We start from the raw sequence: 18,281 nt of genomic DNA, 5'->3' as shown, positions 1-18,281 counted from the left end.
ACATGGCAGGATTCTGGAGTAAACTTTTTAGTGGCGAGGATAAACCATCAAGCGCACGGACTGCTAAAGACCGTTTGAAGGTGATCGTTGCATCCGAACAAGGCTTGGGTCGTCGCTTGAGCCAGGACAAAATTGACCAGATGAAGACTGAAATCATGCAAGTGGTCAATCGTTATGTTCGCGGTGTCGATGAACAGCATATTCAAATGCAGGTCCGTTCTGAAGCCAATATTGAAATGCTTGAAATGAATATCAATTTACCTGAAGAACGATAATCTGATTTTTGATTGGTCAAGTAAATTGATTCAAGGCAAAATATGAGAGTGGTAGAAATAGTAGTTTAGCTATATTCCGCCCACTTGAAGCATAGCTTCAAGTCTTGCGACTAGGCAAAGCAGTGCTTTGCTAATCTAGTCTCATATTTTGCCTTTTTTCATGCCGAAAAAACTACATTAGATCAAGGAAATTGCGATGGCATTATCTCAACCAGCGACCTTTAACGAAGAATGGTCAGATGAGCGTGTATTTGCCTACTTGAATCAGCTTCCTCCTGCAGGTGTTAATGCTGATTTTCACGTGCTCTATCATGCTTTCAAGCATATGCGTCCATTTGATTATGAACGCCTGTTGACGAAATTTGTCGCTGATGGCCGTGATGTCAATGCAACCAATCCGGAAGGACAACGGATTCATGACGTGATTGCCACTTTCCCGCGTCAAAGTGCCGAGTTTCTGGATGTATTGGCAAAATTTGCCTGAGTCAAAATACATAAAAAAGCCTGCTTTGAAAGCAGGCTTTTTTATTGTAGGTAGACTGAAATTAAACCAGAATCTCGCGTTTACCATTGGCACCCATACCGCTGACAATGCCGTTTTCTTCCATCTGGTCAATGATCCGTGCAGCACGGTTATAGCCCAGACTGAATTTACGTTGCAAGGATGAAGTAGAAGCCTTACGGGTTTCCAAAACAAAAGCTACACACTGGTCATACAGTGCATCACGGTCTGAACTGCCCTCACCACCATCTTCAAAACCACGGCTGGATGGTTCTTCATCAAATGGTGTCAGGATCTCGTCGACATAATTTGGTGAACCACGTTCACGCCATGCATCGCAGATCCGGTTGACTTCGTCATCGGCAATAAAGGCACCATGTACACGCTCAGGTTCGATTTTACCCGGGCCGAGGAATAGCATGTCACCGTGACCGAGCAAGTCCTCTGCACCACCCGCATCCAGAATAGTACGCGAGTCGATCTTGGAGTTAACCCGTAGCGCGACACGTGTTGGAATATTGGCTTTGATCAAACCGGTGATCACGTCCACCGATGGACGTTGGGTCGCAAGCAACAGGTGAATACCGGCAGCACGTGATTTTTGTGCCAGACGGGTAATCATCTCTTCAGCTTTCTTACCGACCTGCATGATCATATCCGCGAACTCATCCGCGACAATCACAATGGAAGGCAATGGCGTCAAACGCGGCGCACGTTCACCCACAACAGAATCGCTGGCTTTCCAGGTTGGATCGATCAGGTCTTCACCATTGGCAATCGCCTCTTCCACCTTGCGGTTATAGTCGCTTAGTTTACGGATTTTCAAGAAAGACATCAGCTTATAACGACGTTCCATCTCATTGACACACCAGTTCAATGCGCTGACCGCATCTTTCATATCGGTGACTACAGGCGTCAACAAATGCGGAATATCATTATAGTTCGCCAGTTCCAGCTGCTTTGGATCGATCAGAATAAGACGCAATTCATCTGGGGTATATTTCAGCAACATCGATAGAATCATCGAGTTGACCGCCACCGATTTACCGGAACCCGTGGTCCCTGCCACCAGCATATGCGGCGCTTTACCCAGATCAGCAATTACCGGATTACCGGAAATATCCTTACCCATTGCCATAGAGAGAATACTATTCGGATCAGTAAAGGCGGGAATGGTCAAAAGTTCGATTAAACGGACCATTTCACGGGTACTGTTTGGTACTTCAATTCCGATATACGGCTTGCCTGGAATGACTTCAACCACACGAACCGATGCCATCGACATCGAACGTGCCAGATCACGCGAAATATTCGTCACTTTAGAGGCTTTTACCCCTGGCGCCAGATCCAGTTCAAAACGTGTCACGACTGGGCCTGGCTGTGCTTCTACCACCTTGGCTTTGACGTTGAATTCCTGCAACTTGATTTCAAGCAGCTCAGATAAACGTGCCAGCTGCTCTTCGGTAAAATTCACTTTTTTATTAGGATCGACCTCATCCAGTAAATCCAGGCCTGGAAGCGGCGATAAATCTTTACGGCGCTCTGCCACCTGCATGGCACGTGACATCGGACGGCCTGAAGCATCGGTTAAAGGTGCATCAAAATCAAACTCGTCTTCATCATGTGGTTTACCAGCCGTTTCTTGCCAAGCTTCTACAAATTCTTCTTTAGATAAAGCCTCGCGTACTGCTGCATGAGTTGCAGAAGGAGGAGATGCTGGTCGCTCTATACCCTGATGCTGAATCGGGGCCTGAACAAAAGCAGAAGACTGGGCATAGCTAGAGCTGCGTACCGGCTGGCTTGGCTCTTCTTCAATCAGCAAATCACCCAGGTCATCCAGATCGGCCTGTAATGCGCTATTTTTCACGACATGTGCCGTTGTCATAGATGCCATGACAGGTGCAACATTGGTCATGTCTTCTACAATTCTTGACGTTTTTTCAGGCGGCGCGGTATTGAATGGGCTATGCACATCTGTCGCAGTTTTGCCTTGCGGAACTGCAGCCAGAAGTTCATCAAAGATTTCATCATCATCCCAATCCAAGCCTGTATGTGAAGCCGATGCGGTTCTGGTGTGAGCATGAGTCTGTGCTGAAACAGGTTGAGGAGCGGCTATATGTGAGACTGGAGAATTAAGCTGTTCTTCTTCGGCTGCTTTGAGTAAGGCATCAATATCCTGTTTATGCCGCTGATCTTCATTTGAATGTAAGGCACGCCATACCTCGCCTGTGGCTACCACACGATCCGGCTGTTGAGGCACTTGCTGTACTTGCTTAAATGTCTCGACTGGCTCAGGAGCCTGCTGCTCAGCCTCAGGAATATCCTCATAAAACTGCGGTTGTTGTGATTCTTTATCGGCAAAATCATCAAATAAGCGTTCAGCCACCTGATCGCGCACCACCGGATCTATTTCTACCAGTTGATGCTCAGGCGCAGGTGTTACTGCAACCGCTACTTTTTTTGCACTAATGACTGGCTCTTTTTTGGCGACAGGTGCAGTCCGGTCAAAATCAGACATGCCTTCAGGCACATTGCGGTAGAATAGGTCTTGTAAATAAGCAGGGGTTGCTTTGAGGCTGCTCCAGGTCTTGTTCCATTTCACCCCAAACGCCAAGGTAAATAGCACCACCCAAAGCACCAGCAGGAAGAATGCTGCACCGTATACTGTCAGCAGTTGTTCCAGACTCTGGCCTAATTCATAGCCAATAATACCGCCGGAAGAATTATCCAGCGTATCAGCAGGGACTTGCCAAAATAAAAACAACAGCGCTGAGGTGGTCAGCAACAGGAAGAATTGCGCAGCATAGCGAAATGGCCGGTTCAGGAAGCTACGCGGCCACCAGACCTGAATTGCTTCCATAAACAGATAGACAGGGATCAGCAGACTTGCCCAACCAAGGAAGCCAAACAAAAGGTCTGCAATCCAGGCACCCGCTACCCCACTGGCATTCGAAACGGTCTGCGTATCACTGGAGATATGCATCCACCCCGGATCAAATGGCGTATAGGTCACTGTTGCAAGAAACAGATAAATCCCAAATGAGACTAAAAATAATGTCATTACTAAGCGCTGTGCATAGGCACTCGACACCGCTGTCATATACTGTCCTGTAACCAATTCTTCATGAATATTCTTTTGCTTCAATGCTTGAAAAAAGCGACGCAATAAAATGCATATTATGCACCTGTTCTGTGAAAAAAGATGCACTATTGTGCAAGCACAATGTTACTTATGCTATATAGCCCAAATCGATTTCAATGATCAATAATATCGACTTTAATCTCACACCACTGTTATACAGTTTCACGTATAATTCAATAAATTTCTAAATAAAAAAGGATACAGCTGATGAGCGCACGTCACTCACGACTGATTATTTTAGGTTCTGGCCCTGCAGGCTATAGCGCAGCAGTGTATGCAGCGCGTGCAAACTTGAAACCTACCCTGATTGCAGGCTTGCAACTGGGCGGTCAGCTGACCACGACGACTGACGTCGATAACTGGCCGGGTGATCCCGAAGGTTTGACTGGTCCAGCATTGATGGAACGTATGCAGGCACATGCAGAGCGTTTTGGCACTGAAATCGTGTATGACCATATCAATGAAGTGGATCTTAGCCAGCGCCCCTTCGTGTTAAAAGGCGATATGGAAGAATTCACCTGTGATGCTCTGATCATCTGTACCGGTGCAACTGCCCAATACCTCGGTCTGGAATCTGAAGCAGCCTATATGGGTCAAGGTGTCAGTGCTTGCGCAACCTGTGATGGTTTCTTCTATAAAAACCAGAAAGTGATGGTTGTAGGGGGCGGTAATACCGCTGTTGAAGAAGCATTGTACTTATCCAATATTGCGTCTCACGTGACTCTGGTTCACCGTCGTGATTCATTACGCTCTGAAAAAATCCTACAAGATCATTTATTTGCCAAAGAAAAAGAAGGCAAGATCAGTATTATCTGGAATCATCAAGTTGATGAAGTATTAGGTGATGCACAATCTGGAGTGACCTCAGTTCGTATTAAATCAACTCAAGATGATTCTACTCAAAACATTGATGTGACGGGTATGTTCGTGGCGATTGGTCATAAGCCAAATAGCAGCATGTTTGAAGGTCAGTTAGAGCTTCGTGATGGTTATATCCAGGTGCAAAGCGGTACTGCAGGTAATGCAACTCAAACTTCTGTACCGGGTGTATTTGCAGCCGGTGATATTGCGGACAGCATTTATCGTCAAGCCATTACTTCTGCGGGTTCAGGCTGTATGGCTGCGCTTGATGCAGAAAAATATCTTGATGCGATGGGCAAACTAGACTAAGCAGCAAGAATAAAAAAGCCGTCCATTATAGGCGGCTTTTTTATTGCTAGAATGAGATGATGATTTATCTATAGATTTATGTCGGGTCTGCTATGTCTTTACTTCCTCGCTCAGAATTCATTTTCCCCAATCCGGTCGAGGTTGATCCTGAAGGTGAAGGACTGATTTGTATTGGTGCCGACCTCTCCCCTTCTACACTTTATGAAGCCTATACACATGGATTATTTCCTTGGTTTTCAGAAGGTGATCCGATTTGCTGGTGGAGTCCGGAACCGCGCTGCATTATTCGCCCCGAAGATTATCACCCAAGCAAATCCCTGCTACGCAATATGAAAAAGCAGGACTATAAAATTACGGTCAATCATGCTTTTGAAAGAGTGATTCGTTCCTGTTCATTGCCTCGTGCTTATGCAAACGATACCTGGATCAGTGAAGATATTATCGCAGGCTATTGCGACATGTTCGACGCAGGATATGGCTACAGCATTGAGGTCTGGGATGAAGATCGCGTCGTGGGGGGACTTTATGGTGTGACCATCGGTCAAGGCTGTTTTGGTGAATCCATGTTTAGTACGCAAACCGATGTTTCTAAAATGGCTTTCTATACTTTAATGCTGATTGGACAGGAAAATAAACTACCCTGGATCGACTGCCAACTGGTCAACGATCATCTTTTAAGCCTAGGTGCCTGCACACTTTCTCGCCAAGCCTATCTTAATTCTTTACAAGATATTGTAAAAAAGCCTGCGATTGATTGGAAAAAGTATCAGGAAGGTGTATTTTCAAGTAAAACAATAGCGCAAAACGCGCGCTTAAGTGAATGAAAATAACAGAGGGTAGTTGTTATGAACTCTTATCAGCCAAAGGCCCTACTGAACGATTTACAGTATTATATTACGCCGCCGCATGATTGCAGCTATCTGCCCAACAAGTCGGCGCGCATGGTTTTTCTGGATCCCGCACATCGAATTGATGTAGTCACTTTATCGGAACTGTCACGTACCGGTTTCCGTCGCAGTGGTGATTTCGTGTATCGCCCCGAATGTCATTTGTGTCGTCAATGTCTGTCTTCGCGTGTGCCTGTTGCTGAATTCCGCATGAACAGTTCACAAAAAAAAGCCTGGAAACGTAGTCAGGATCTGGTGATAAAAATTACCAGTCCAGAGCACGCCGGGGACCTACATTATGCGCTGTATGAACGCTATATTAATGAACGCCACTCAGATGGCGACATGTTCCCACCCACTCGGGATCAGTTCGAAAAATTTTTATTACAAAGCTGTGCCGACAGCTTCTTTCTAGAATTATGGCAAAGTGAGCGTCTAATCAGTGTTTCAACCTGTGACTTGCTGGATGATGGCATTTCTGCCGTCTATACCTTCTTTGACCCAGATGAAAATCGCCGCTCACTTGGTGCTTTTGCAATCTTGAAACAGATTGAACATGCACAAAAGCTGGGCTTACAATTTATCTATCTGGGATATTGGGTGCCGCATTCTAGCAAAATGAATTACAAATCTCAGTATCTGCCACTGGAACTCTTGATCGATGGACAATGGCGACGCTTAAATCATGCCCTAAGTGCCACGGAGATTCAGCACCTGGGAAACTCATTAATGACGACCTTACCCAGCGGATGGAATCACCAGATTATTAAATAAGGTCGTCAGTTTATATTATTTAAATAGACTAGCAAAATCATCCGTACATGCTTTCACCATAATGATGGCATGTTCACGGCTTCCGTTGGCATTTGGATAATAGTTCTTACGCAGATCAATCTGATGAAAGCCTGATTTTTCATATAGCTTGATCGCAGCCTGATTACTCTCGCGCACTTCCAGGAAAATCTGTACCGGATTGTTTTTTAGCATCACCACTGAAGCCTCCAGCAACTGATAGCCCAAGCCCTGACCTTGCTGTGCCGGATCAATCGCCATCAGCAATAAATTGGCTTCATCTAGCACCGGTTGTAAAATACAAAATCCGGCCACCTGCCCTTGCACTTCAATCACGGTACTTTGATAAGCTGTTACAGCATCTTCGAACTGTTTGAAAGTCCAGGGGTGTGATTGAACCGATCTCTCAATCTTTGCAACGGCTTCTACATCCGCTGCTTTCATTAAACGAATCATCTTCGTTCATCTTATATAGAATCAACCTCCGCATTATAGAAAGTTCATGCAAAAAATCGAGCAAAAAAAAGAGCGATTTAAGTCGCTCTCCAATCTTCAGTTCTGTCACAAACCCAATTTGGCTTTCCAGGTCGCCAACAGTTGATCTGTATGATGATCATTCGGATGGAATCCCGGTTTAAAATACATCAGCATTTCTTTCGCCATACCCGTAATGACACCTTTAGAAGGACTATAGGCATAGGTATAAATGGCTTTTAAGGACTCAAAATTGAGCTGCTGATCCTGTTTGAGCAAACGGGCAAGGAAATAGCTTTGCACCACAAATAAGGTTGCCATTGCGATGACCAAGGATGAAGTACGCAGTGCATAGGCTTTTAATCCTTTGCCAAAAACCCCTTCGAAGACATCATAAGCCACTGCCTTATGTTCATTTTCCTCGATGGCGTGCCATAACCACATGGTTTTCATGGTTTCATCTGTCATCAATTCCTGAATGTGACTATTGGTCAAAAGCTGTGAGGCAATGGTTGCAGTGAAATGCTCAAGTGCCGTGGTTGCAGTCAAATCTACCATTTCTTGGGTAATTCCCACAGGCTTACCCAGTTTAGCCATGACTTTACGTGTCGTTTGAATGACTTTATCGGTATAACGATCAAGCGTCTCGACATCATGCCCATGTTTTTGCGCAGATGCATTAAAGCCGATATGCTCGTGAGTATGCATCGCTTCCTGACCAATAAAAGCGGAAATTTCTTTTTGTAATGCTTCATTATTGGCAATTGCAGGATGTTTACGCACCGCACGGACTGAATCTATAAAAAACTTTTCACCTGCTGGAAATAGCGCAGATAATGCCGTCATAAAATGAGTGAGACCTGCTGAGCCATTCATCCAATATTCCGGTACAGCATCAAAATCAAAGTTCATGCGACGAACTGGAAAACTTGCACCCGCACGATTGGTAATATTTACTTTCGCATTCATGTGACCACTCCCATCAGGCCAATCCAGGCCCGAAAATTTAATATTCATATTCTTATCTGTATATTACGTGGTAATTTTTTTTACATAAGTGCAGTTTAGGTCAAGCCGATATCAGATAAGGACAGCTTTTAAAATCATTGTCAGACAATTTATTTTTAGTTTTATAAAAGTTTAGATCAAAAAAAAGCGCCTCAAAGAGGCGCTTTTCTTACACAATCAGCGATTATGCAGTTACTTTAGCAACTACACCAGCACCCACTGTACGGCCGCCTTCACGGATCGCAAAACGTAGACCTGGGTCCATTGCGATCGGGTGGATTAGCTCTACTGACATCTCAACGTTGTCACCAGGCATAACCATTTCCACGCCTTCTTTAAGCGCGATCGCACCAGTTACGTCCGTAGTACGGAAGTAGAACTGTGGACGGTAACCGTTAAGGAATGGAGTGTGACGACCACCCTCTTCTTTAGAAAGTACGTATACTTCTGCATCGAATTTAGTGTGTGGCTTGATCGCACCTGGTTTAGTCAATACTTGACCACGTTGTACGTCTTCACGCTTAGTACCACGAAGAAGAACACCACAGTTCTCGCCCGCACGACCTTCGTCAAGAAGTTTACGGAACATTTCTACGCCAGTTACTGTAGTAGTTTGAGTATCACGGATACCAACGATTTCTACAGACTCACCTACTTTAACGATACCAGTCTCTACACGGCCAGTTACTACTGTACCACGACCAGAGATTGAGAATACGTCTTCAATTGGCATAAGGAATGGAAGGTCAATTGCACGTTCTGGCTCTGGGATATAAGAGTCAAGTGCTTCAACAAGCGCAACTACAGCTGGCTCGCCGTATTGGCTGTCATCACCGTTAAGCGCAAGAAGAGCAGAACCACGGATCACTGGAGTGTCATCACCCGGGAAGTCGTAAGTAGAAAGAAGTTCACGAACTTCCATTTCAACTAGTTCAAGAAGCTCTTCGTCGTCTACAAGGTCGCATTTGTTCAAGAATACAACGATGTAAGGTACACCTACCTGACGAGAAAGCAGGATGTGTTCACGAGTCTGTGGCATAGGACCATCAGTCGCAGCACATACAAGGATCGCGCCGTCCATCTGAGCAGCACCAGTAATCATGTTTTTAACATAATCGGCGTGGCCCGGGCAGTCTACGTGAGCGTAGTGACGAGTTGGAGAATCGTATTCTACGTGTGAAGTATTAATTGTAATACCACGTGCTTTTTCTTCTGGTGCAGAGTCGATTGCAGCGTAGTCTTTCGCTTCGCCACCGAATTTCTTCGCACATACAGTTGCAATTGCAGCTGTTAAAGTTGTTTTACCATGGTCAACGTGACCAATTGTGCCCACGTTAACGTGTGGCTTATTACGTTCAAACTTAGCCTTAGCCATGAGATCTTCCTTTTTAAACTACTCATGCAGGATCACTGCATGAGCACTTGGTTTTTAACTATGAATTAGTTTGGGCTTATAGTAATCGAAAGATTACTCGTCGTCACCTTTTTTACCGCCAGACTGGAATTTAGAAATGATGCCTTCAGCCACGTTACGTGGAGTTTCAGCATATTTAGCAAATTCCATAGAGTATGTTGCACGGCCTTGAGACATAGAACGCATTTGAGTCGCGTAACCAAACATCTCTGCAAGTGGAACTTCAGCTTTAATTGCTTTAGTACCGCCAGGCAAGTCATCCATACCTTGAACCATACCACGACGACGGTTTAAGTCACCCATGATATCGCCCATGTAGTCTTCTGGAGTTTCTACTTCAACTTTCATGATAGGTTCAAGAAGGATAGGATCCGCTTTCATGAAACCGTCACGGAAGGCATAAGAACCAGCCATCTTGAACGATAATTCGTCCGAATCGACATCGTGGTAAGAACCGTCAAACAATGTAGCTTTGATGCCTACAACTGGGTAACCAGCAAGGACACCATTCTTCATACGCTCTTGGATACCTTTATCCACAGCACCGAAGAATTCTTTAGGAACTACACCACCAACAACTTCTTCAACGAACTCGTAGTCTTTACCAGCATCAGCATCCATTGGCTCTAAACGTACGTATACGTGACCAAATTTACCTTTACCACCAGTTTGACGAACGAATTTACCTTCTTGCTCAACTGACTTTTTGATCGTTTCACGGTAAGAAACCATTGGTTTACCAATGTTTGCTTCAACACCGAATTCACGCTTCATACGGTCAACAATAATGTCAAGGTGAAGTTCACCCATACCAGCGATGATTGTTTGACCTGACTCTTCATCAGTACGAACGCGGAATGATGGATCTTCCTTAGCCAAACGACCTAAAGCAATTGACATTTTTTCTTGGTCAGCTTTAGTTTTTGGTTCAACAGCCAATGCAATTACTGGCTCTGGGAATTCCATACGCTCAAGTGTGATGACATTTTTCTCATCACAAAGTGTATCACCTGTAGTTACGTCTTTAAGACCTACACACGCAGCGATATCACCCGCACGAATTTCTTCAACGTCTTGACGATCGTTCGCGTGCATTTGCACGATACGGCCGATACGTTCACGTTTAGATTTAACTGGGTTATAAACAGAATCACCTTGTTTAAGAACACCAGAGTAAACACGTACGAAAGTTAAGTTACCTACGAATTTGTCGTTCATGATTTTGAACGCAAGTGCAGAGAACGGAGCTTCGTCAGATGCTTCACGAATCGCTTTAGTTTCAGCCTTATCGTCAAGAACACCTTCAATCGCTTTAACTTCTGTAGGCGACGGTAAGAATTCAATTACTGCGTCCAACATACGTTGAACACCTTTGTTTTTGAATGCTGTACCACAAAGCATTGGTTGAATTTGACAAGCCAAAGTTTGGACACGTAGACCAGCAACGATTTGTTCTTTAGTCAAATCGCCATTGTTCAGGTATTCATCCATTAACTCTTCAGAAGCTTCAGCAGCAGCTTCAACCATGTTTGTACGCCATTCTTCAGCAGTTTCTTGAAGTTCAGCCGGGATTTCACCGTATTCAAACTTCATACCTTGTGAAGCTTCGTCCCAAATGATCGCTTTCATTTCGATCAAGTCGATTACGCCTTGGAAGTTTTCTTCAGCGCCAACAGGGATTACTACAGGTACTGGAGATGCACCTAAACGTGTTTTCATTTGTTCAACAACACGGAAGAAGTTGGCACCAGTACGGTCCATCTTGTTCACGAATGCTAAACGAGGCACTTGGTATTTGTTCGCTTGACGCCATACAGTTTCAGACTGAGGTTGTACACCACCTACAGCACAGTAAACCATACACGCACCATCAAGAACACGCATAGAACGTTCAACTTCAATTGTGAAGTCAACGTGTCCCGGTGTATCAATTACGTTGATACGGTGTTCAGGGAACTGTTTAGACATACCAGACCAGAATGTAGTCGTAGCAGCAGAAGTAATGGTAATACCACGTTCTTGCTCTTGCTCCATCCAGTCCATTGTTGCTGCACCATCGTGTACTTCACCAATTTTGTGAGATACACCTGTGTAGAACAAAATACGTTCTGTAGTTGTGGTTTTACCCGCATCAATGTGCGCAGAAATACCAATGTTACGATAACGAGAAATTGGGGTTTGACGTGCCATGATTTCTAGCATTCCTAAATTTTGTTGTTTAAAACAGGACGCTTTAAGCTGCATAGCAACTTAAAGCGCTTTGGTGACAGAACCATGACGGTCTTGTCACCCTCCTGAATAGGGCCTGTTTTATCTGCTTAGAAACGGTAGTGAGAGAATGCTTTGTTGGCTTCAGCCATACGGTGCACATCTTCACGTTTCTTAACCGCAGCGCCTTTGCCTTCAGATGCATCAAGCAACTCGCCAGCAAGACGTAAAGCCATAGTTTTTTCAGAACGCTTAGCAGCAGCATCTACTAACCAACGCATCGCTAGAGCAGTACGACGGGATGGGCGTACTTCCATAGGAACTTGGTATGTAGCACCACCAACACGGCGTGCTTTTACTTCGACCATAGGACGAACTTTTTCAAGAGTAGTCTCGAAAAATTCAACTGGGTCTACTTTAGATTTTTCTTGAACGCGGTCTAAAGCACCGTAAACGATACTTTCAGCAATAGATTTTTTACCATCTTGCATTACGTGGTTCATGAATTTAGCGATTGTTTGGCTGCTGAACTTAGGATCCGGAAGGATTTCACGAGCAGCGACTACGCGACGTCTTGGCATTTTAAACTACCTATAAAGATGACACTTCAGGTTTATCCAGCATGAGTACAAAGTGTCATGTACTACTCGCTGGCCTTACTATACGTCGCTTGGAATTTTCACAAAATTAATGCAGAAATCAGACAAGCGAGACGATAAAGGATTGCGGTTCTACGTTCTTAAAATTTAATTCTTAACGAATTATTTCTTAGGACGTTTAGTACCGTATTTAGAACGAGACTGGTTACGATCTTTAACACCAGCACAGTCTAAAGAACCACGAACGGTATGGTAACGTACACCTGGTAAGTCTTTAACACGACCACCACGGATAAGAACAACACTGTGCTCTTGTAGGTTATGGCCTTCACCACCGATGTAGCTAGAAACTTCGAAACCTGAAGTTAAGCGAACACGGCAAACTTTACGCATTGCTGAGTTAGGTTTTTTAGGTGTAGTTGTGTAAACACGTGTACAAACACCACGGCGCTGTGGACAAGCCTTCAACGCAGGAACTTTAGATTTTTCAACTAAAGTCGTACGACCCTTGCGGATCAACTGATTTGTTGTTGCCATTTGGCAATTCTCCCGTTAATAAAAAGCCCCAAAAAACTACTACTTTTTGAGGGCATGCAATTGTAATTCAAGATGCAAAATTGGTCAACCTACTCAAGCAAGCAAATGCCGTTTCTCACGACATTTGCTTGCTTTTATTTACCTTCAAAATTCGCTTATTTTTTTGAATTTTTACCAGCTTTTTTGGTCACGTCTTGAGCTTCAGATTTAGTTTCCGAGTTTTCTTGATCCTCTGCACCCTGCTGTGAAGTCTCTGTAGCAGCTTCTGCCTCGTCAGCAGCTTCTGGATGCAGTTCAGCTTCGATTTCCGGGTCAAATGAAGTTTTGGTTAAAGCCGGCTGTTGCGACTGCTTATCTGCCGCAGGTTCAACCAACTCATCGTTGAGTGCCTCCAGCCCTTCACTCACCTTTTCATCTTTCTTCACTTCTGCTTCTTCAGAGCTTAGATCATTCTGCTCTTTTTTGACCAGCTTGACTTGGGTAATCGTGTTATTGCCTTCAATCGCAATATCTTTATCCATGATCGGCTTATCTTTCGAAAGCTCAACTTCGTGAGAGGCACCATTTAGGAGTTTCGGAGTTGCCTGTTGTAACAAACTGGCTGCTTTTTCATAGGCAGCATAAGGAGACAATTGCGAATCCTGATGCTGAATCAGGTATTGACGTGCATGCGAGAATGCTTCCTGAGCTTTCTGATTTACATCCTCGACAAAACGATGGCTATATACAGCGCCAATACCAGCACTCGCCAGAGGCGTTAGTTTGGTTAATCGCTCCAGAATCGAAATTTTTGGCAGATGATTCATCCATTCCCATTTAGCCTCTCCCTCATGACGACTTAGCCATTGTTTGATAGCGCTGACATCATTATCAGAACCTAGCATGGCTTGTAGCTGGGAGATATCATGAGTTTTAAGGGTATTACTTAACGCTTTTAAACCCAATAACAAGGTTTGCTTTTCTGCAATCAGGCTCAGGTCGATCTGTCTAAAGATATGCTGGACGATTTCCTGATCATCTTCTTTGCTCAGGTCAAAACCATAAGAGCGACCGACTTGATAAATGGTACGCAACGCCATCAGTAAAGAAGCGGGAATATCAATCGCGGTGCCAAGCATCCCTGAAGCACCACTCACTGCACCCTGAACCGTCGCAATCCATTTGTTTTGTTCACCTAAAGCCTGTGAAATTCGCTTGGATCGGTCGACGTCCTGAGTCAATTCTTCTAAATCTTTCGCTCCAGCTTCATTCAGAATGGCATCAACCGAACTGGTTTGATTACTAAATTGATTGAGACGGTCATAAAAGTAGTTAGACACTTTTTCGGTTAAGTCTGGAGAAACAAAATGCGCGACATTATTCACGGTATTAAAGCGGCGCCCGAGAAGTTGACGAGACACATTTGGAAGATGCTCACGAAGCATTTGCTGAGGATTGTCATATTTTTTAGCTGAAAAAGCGCTTTTCGTCTTCGCCGAACCGTCAATCACCTGATCGGAGTTAGAAGGCTTCAGCGCTTTAGTCACCGAATCCGGCGCAACATGATTCAACAAATCCAATCCGGTTGAACTGAACTTTTTCGCCACTCCAAAGGCATTCGAAATCAGACCATTAGATTGTTTATTATTAGCATTTACCATTTTTTACCTCAGCATTCATGTGCTTGTATTTGGTATAAATACTAGGTGTAGTCAGCGTTTATCTCAACTTTATTCTGTTTCATTTAGTAAAACCCCTACATGCCGACTCACAAACTCAACCGACTGTCACACGGCATAACATTTGCCATAAGATTTCAAAAGTCTTTCTGCTATCATGTTCCCCATCATGAAATAAGGCTAAGCGCTGGATTGGGCGATTTTAAAACCCAGATATCTGCGCTGAGCATAGAGCAAACTATAAGGATCTGTAGATGAAACGTGTTGTCATCACTGGCATGGGTATTAACTCGTGTATTGGTAATACATTAGAGGATGTAAACCATTCTTTACAAAACGGGATTTCAGGAACACGTTTTAATCCGACTTATGCTGAACTCAATTTCAAAAGTCATGTCAGTGCTGCAGCCGAGCAGGATTTTGATGGGATCGACCGCAAACTGAAACGCTTTATGGGTGTATGTGCGATGTATGCATATAACTCAGCTCTTGCTGCGGTTGAACATGCAGGTTTAAAGGTTGAAGACCTAGCTGGCAACCCACGCTATGGTATCGCGGGTGGTTCAGGTGGCGGTTCAACTGCTTCCGTTATTGAAATGAACGAATTATTGCAAACCAAAGGTGCGCGTAAAGTCGGTCCTTTCTTTGTACCACGTAATATGACCAACACCATTACGGCTAACGTTGGCGTTGCATTCAAATTACAAGGTGTGGCGCATACCATTACCAGCGCATGTGCAACCTCTGCGGATGCGATTGGTTATGCCTACAACCTGATTCAACTCGGCAAACAAGATTTAATGCTGGCGGGTGGCGGTGAAGAAGATCACTGGTCACAAAGCTTGTTGTTTGATGCGATGGGCGCACTTTGCTCTAAATACAATGACAGCCCTGAAACAGCATCACGCCCTTATTCTGCAGACCGTGACGGTTTCGTGATTGCCGGTGGTGGTGGTTTTGTGATCCTTGAGTCTTTGGAACATGCGAAAGCGCGTGGCGCAAATATCTTAGCTGAAGTGGTTGGTTATGCTGCAAACAGTGATGGTGCTGATATGGTTGCACCATCTGGTGAAGGTGCAACACGTTGCGTACTGATGGCTTTAGAAGAAGCAAAGCAACACGGTGTCGATAAAATTGACTATGTAAATACACATGGTACTTCTACTCCAGCGGGCGACATCACAGAACTTAAAGCAATGGAACGTGCTTTTGGTGAAGGTCAGGTTCCTCCACTCAGCTCAACCAAGTCAATGACAGGTCACAGTCTTGGTGCTGCTGGTGTTCAGGAAGCGATTTATTCAGTTCTGATGATGCAGAATGACTTTATTGCTCCAAACATCAACGTGACCGAGCTGGATGAAGGCGCGAAACCGTTTGATATCGTGCTTGAAAAACGTGACGCAAAATTGAATACTGTGATGAGTAACAGTTTCGGTTTCGGCGGCGTAAATGCTTGTCTCATTTTCAAAAAATGGGAAGGCTAAGCTGCCCAGTTTAGGGTGACTTGATGGATGCTCCTTCTGATGCTTTCTTGTGGGTAAAAGCATTACATATTATTGCAGTAGTTTGCTGGTTCGCGGCTTTGTTCTACTTGCCACGTTTATATGTTTATCATGCCATGAGCGAAGATGCCATCAGTCATCAACGCTTTGAAGTCATGGAACGCAAGTTGTACCGTGGCATCATGTGGCCAGCCATGTTGGCCACCTTGATTACGGCACACTTTCTGGTGGATTGGGGTGATGCAACGCGTCATTACCATGAAGCCTTATGGTTTTACCTTAAAGTCGGCCTGGTCGGCTTATTGGTGATTTACCATCTGGTGTGTGGTTATTACCGCAAGAAGCTGATTGGTAATGCACACTACAAGTCACACAAGTTTTGGCGTTATTTTAATGAGATGCCAACCTTGATCTTATTTGCAGTGGTGATTTTAGTCGTGGTTAAACCTACTTTCTAATTCACCCACGCAATCAAAAAAAATCCCCGATCAGTCGGGGATTTTTTATGTCTGAATATTTAATGATTACCACGCTGACGCATACGTGGCTTATACAGCAGTCGATAGGTCACCGCCAGAATAATCAACCATAAAGGACTGATCATCAGAGCTTTTAGAGTGTCAGGTTCCAGGCTTAAAATAATCAAGGCGAATAACAGGAATGCCAATACCACATAAGACATCCATACCCCACCCGGCATTTTAAAGGTCGAGGTGGCATGCTTTTGCGGTTGCTGCTTACGGTAACGGATATAGCACACCATAATGATGCTCCAGATACTAATAAACAGGATCACACACAGCGAACTCGCCAGAGTAAAGGCTTCCATGGTGTTTGGCACAAAATACTGAAATGCTGCCCCCAACATAATAAAAGCACAGGAGAAAAATAACCCTGTGGCTGGTACAGCTCTGCTAGATAACCGCGCCAAAGCTTGAGGTGCTTGTCCGTCACGTGCCAGACCAAACAACATACGGCTGGTCGAGAATACGCCACTGTTCATAGAGGACATCACTGACGACAACACCACCAGGTTCATGATAATGGCTGAAGTTGGAATACCGGCATACAGGAACAAACTCACAAAAGGACTTTGATCCGCAGGAATCAGATGCCACGGTGTGACCGACATGATCATCAGCAATGACAATACATAGAACAGAATGATCCGCGTAGGAATAGCGTTGACCGCTTTGGGTAAGTTCTTTTCCGGATCTTTGGTTTCTGCCGCCATTGTGCCGAGCAGTTCCACCCCGACAAAGGCAAACATGGCAATCTGGAAGCCTGCTAGAAAACCGCTAAAGCCTTTGGGAAATAAACCACCATGTGCCCAGACATTACTGAAGCTGGCGACGGCGCCACTCGGTGCCTGAAAACCGCTAAACACCATATAACCACCAACAAAGATCAAACCGAGAATAGCTAAAATCTTGATCAGTGCAAACCAGAATTCAATCTCACCAAACAGTTTTACCGTGACCAGGTTAATCGCGAGAATAAACAGCACACAGCCAATACTAATCATCGCCTGCCCCATCGGGGTAAAGGCCATGCCTTCGGGCAGCCAGAAACTCAAGTAGTTAATAATCGCCGCGAGATCGGCAATCCCTACCAGCACCCAACCCAGCCAGTATGACCAACCAATATAATAGCCAGCACCCGGCCCGATCAGGTCATGGGCCATATCAATAAAAGATTTGTAATGCAGATTGGACAACAGCATTTCACCCAACGCACGCATCAGGAAGAAGAACATGCCACCAATGATCATATAAATGATCAAAATTGAAGGGCCTGCCAGGGAGATGGTTTTTCCCGATCCCATAAACAGGCCAGTACCGATACAGCCACCAATGGCGATTAACTGCAAATGTCGGTTAGAGAGTTTTCGTTGCAACTCATGCGGCGACGATTTTACGTCTTCTGTGCCCGGGGTGGTTTTCATTTTTACATCCTTTTTAATCTTTACAACAGCATCAAGCTGAATTTACAACGTTCAGTCCTCGAACGCTTATTATGACATTTTCATACTTTTTACTGCGCTGTTCAGTGAGATTTACTGCACTAAAACGACTTAAATCATTGCATGGGAGATTTCAATATCAAAAATTCA

16 protein-coding genes are annotated in these 18,281 nt (G+C 44.6%); 7 read left to right on the top strand and 9 right to left on the bottom strand.

The features are described 5' to 3' along the window. Window positions 1–2: 2 nt before the first annotated feature. Window positions 3–275 (top strand): cell division topological specificity factor MinE, encoded by a 273-nt coding sequence (minE, locus tag G4D73_RS13090; RefSeq protein WP_004279256.1) that lies wholly within the window; start codon window positions 3–5, stop codon window positions 273–275. 196 nt (window positions 276–471) lie between these two features. After that, window positions 472–759 (top strand): PA4642 family protein, encoded by a 288-nt coding sequence (locus G4D73_RS13085; protein WP_004279254.1) that lies wholly within the window; start codon window positions 472–474, stop codon window positions 757–759. Window positions 760–820: 61 nt separating this feature from the next. Here G4D73_RS13085 and G4D73_RS13080 read toward each other — a convergent pair whose 3' ends face one another. Beyond that, complete coding sequence (locus G4D73_RS13080) at window positions 821–3,877, bottom strand: DNA translocase FtsK (RefSeq protein ID WP_004279252.1); 3,057 nt, start codon at window positions 3,875–3,877, stop codon at window positions 821–823. Window positions 3,878–4,126: 249 nt separating this feature from the next. Between G4D73_RS13080 and trxB the strand changes: the two genes are divergently transcribed. From trxB to G4D73_RS13065, 3 genes are all read left to right on the top strand, one after another. Continuing rightward, complete coding sequence (gene trxB, locus G4D73_RS13075) at window positions 4,127–5,089, top strand: thioredoxin-disulfide reductase (protein ID WP_004279251.1); 963 nt, start codon at window positions 4,127–4,129, stop codon at window positions 5,087–5,089. 92 nt (window positions 5,090–5,181) lie between these two features. Next, on the top strand, window positions 5,182–5,913 hold the full coding sequence (gene aat / locus G4D73_RS13070) for a leucyl/phenylalanyl-tRNA--protein transferase (protein ID WP_004279250.1): 732 nt from the start codon (window positions 5,182–5,184) through the stop codon (window positions 5,911–5,913). A gap of 21 nt (window positions 5,914–5,934) precedes the next feature. Then, a complete protein-coding gene (locus tag G4D73_RS13065; RefSeq protein WP_004279249.1) occupies window positions 5,935–6,750 on the top strand; it encodes an arginyltransferase in 816 nt (271 codons plus the stop codon). 15 nt (window positions 6,751–6,765) lie between these two features. Here the strand turns inward: G4D73_RS13065 and rimI are convergent, their stop codons facing one another. From rimI to G4D73_RS13030, 7 genes are all read right to left on the bottom strand, one after another. Continuing rightward, window positions 6,766–7,224: a ribosomal protein S18-alanine N-acetyltransferase gene (gene rimI / locus G4D73_RS13060; protein ID WP_004279248.1), complete on the bottom strand. Its 459-nt coding sequence runs from the start codon at window positions 7,222–7,224 to the stop codon at window positions 6,766–6,768. Between the two features lie 105 nt (window positions 7,225–7,329). Then, window positions 7,330–8,211, bottom strand: a complete 882-nt coding sequence (locus G4D73_RS13055) for a metal-dependent hydrolase (protein WP_004279245.1) — start codon at window positions 8,209–8,211, stop codon at window positions 7,330–7,332. Between the two features lie 223 nt (window positions 8,212–8,434). Beyond that, window positions 8,435–9,625 (bottom strand): elongation factor Tu, encoded by a 1,191-nt coding sequence (gene tuf / locus G4D73_RS13050; protein WP_004646112.1) that lies wholly within the window; start codon window positions 9,623–9,625, stop codon window positions 8,435–8,437. Between the two features lie 93 nt (window positions 9,626–9,718). After that, on the bottom strand, window positions 9,719–11,854 hold the full coding sequence (gene fusA / locus G4D73_RS13045; RefSeq protein ID WP_004279242.1) for an elongation factor G: 2,136 nt from the start codon (window positions 11,852–11,854) through the stop codon (window positions 9,719–9,721). Between the two features lie 128 nt (window positions 11,855–11,982). Continuing rightward, the gene (gene rpsG, locus G4D73_RS13040; RefSeq protein WP_004279240.1) at window positions 11,983–12,453 is read right to left on the bottom strand and encodes a 30S ribosomal protein S7; all 471 of its coding nucleotides are present in this window, start codon (window positions 12,451–12,453) and stop codon (window positions 11,983–11,985) included. A gap of 180 nt (window positions 12,454–12,633) precedes the next feature. Then, window positions 12,634–13,008, bottom strand: a complete 375-nt coding sequence (gene rpsL, locus G4D73_RS13035) for a 30S ribosomal protein S12 (protein WP_002050319.1) — start codon at window positions 13,006–13,008, stop codon at window positions 12,634–12,636. A gap of 155 nt (window positions 13,009–13,163) precedes the next feature. Next, window positions 13,164–14,648, bottom strand: a complete 1,485-nt coding sequence (locus tag G4D73_RS13030; RefSeq protein ID WP_213686934.1) for an EcsC family protein — start codon at window positions 14,646–14,648, stop codon at window positions 13,164–13,166. A gap of 272 nt (window positions 14,649–14,920) precedes the next feature. On the opposite strand from G4D73_RS13030, the gene G4D73_RS13025 reads away from it, so the two are divergent. Further along, a complete protein-coding gene (locus G4D73_RS13025; protein ID WP_005247122.1) occupies window positions 14,921–16,150 on the top strand; it encodes a beta-ketoacyl synthase N-terminal-like domain-containing protein in 1,230 nt (409 codons plus the stop codon). A gap of 23 nt (window positions 16,151–16,173) precedes the next feature. Continuing rightward, entirely contained in the window at window positions 16,174–16,626 is a 453-nt protein-coding gene (locus G4D73_RS13020; RefSeq protein ID WP_004730607.1) for a CopD family protein, read from the top strand. A 59-nt stretch (window positions 16,627–16,685) separates the two neighbouring features. On the opposite strand, the gene G4D73_RS13015 is transcribed toward G4D73_RS13020, so the two are convergent. Then, window positions 16,686–18,113 carry an amino acid permease gene (locus G4D73_RS13015; RefSeq protein WP_213686933.1) on the bottom strand — a complete coding sequence of 476 codons (1,428 nt, stop codon included), beginning with the start codon at window positions 18,111–18,113 and terminating at the stop codon, window positions 16,686–16,688. Between the last annotated feature and the right edge of the window lie 168 nt (window positions 18,114–18,281).

This window comes from Acinetobacter sp. WY4 (assembly GCF_018438165.1).
Taxonomy (GTDB): Bacteria; Pseudomonadota; Gammaproteobacteria; order Pseudomonadales; family Moraxellaceae; genus Acinetobacter.
The sequence above is the reverse complement of the archived record's forward strand: the minus strand, read 5'-3'. Positions and strand labels throughout refer to the sequence as shown.